Origin of the sequence: Aliivibrio finisterrensis (assembly GCF_008933155.1) — a bacterium.
Lineage (GTDB): Bacteria > Pseudomonadota > Gammaproteobacteria > Enterobacterales > Vibrionaceae > Aliivibrio > Aliivibrio finisterrensis.
Map to the genome: position 1 here is coordinate 1 of NZ_WBVP01000072.1, position 984 is coordinate 984.

1 pseudogene is annotated in these 984 nt (G+C 43.9%); it reads left to right on the forward strand.

Annotation, left to right across the window (positions count from 1 at the left end):
• Positions 1-984 (forward strand): annotated as a pseudogene (locus F8B77_RS17310) (hypothetical protein); the annotation flags it as partial.

Consider the following 984-nt stretch of genomic DNA (forward strand, 5'->3'; position numbering starts at 1 on the left):
TATCTTTGATGTGCCCTTAATTGAAAGTGTGCCAGATTGGGACGGTGCATGGTCTATGACAACGCATAATCATGGCATCACAGACGCGACCCCTTATGTTGCCATGAGTGCGTATGGGGAGACTTTTGTAGTAGGGGGGGACAATTACAATTCCAATCAAGGGCGAATACGCATTCATCAGTTAATCAATGGCAGTTGGGCTTTTCAGCAACAAGTTATTGGTATTTCAGCCGGAAGTTATTACGGTAGGGGAATTGATATTACGGAAAATGGCGATGTCATCGCCGTTGGTGCATATGATCAAGGGAATACGGGTTACGTCTACATATATCGCCACAATGGTTCATCATGGGTAAGTGATCAAACATTCAGAAATTCAAATTACGCCATGGATGATTTTTATGGCTATGCCGTCAGTCTGAGCGATAACGGTAATCGATTGGCGGTAGGTGCAATAAAAGAAGATGGCGCAACTAACAGTATTACTGATTCAGGTGCGGTATTTATACATGATTATGATGGCAGTAATTGGTCTGAAATTGCGGTAGTAAGGGCTTCTGATGCGGAAAGTGGGGATGTATTCGGGCGTGTGGCCTTGAATCCAGACGGTGACAAATTAATGGTTGTTGCTGCTAATGGCTATGCAGCCTACTTATATGATCTTTCTTCGTTAGATGTGACAGATTGGCAAGCAACAGAGCAAATTTTTGCCTCTCCAGGGGTAGATGATGATTATTTTGGTGTTAATGGTTATGACTTTAGGGGGGGAATGATTGCATTGGGGGCAAATTACGATGATAACGCCTTCTCTAGCTATGTTTCCAACACCGAAATTGATGGCGATTTTAATGGGCTCGATAGTGCCTCTGTTGGTACTTTCGACAAAACGGATAATTCAGTCACCAATTCAGGTGCGACGTACCTCATCCGTCTTGATGGTAACGTTTTGAGTAGCGTCACGCCTTTACAAGCGCGGATTGATGC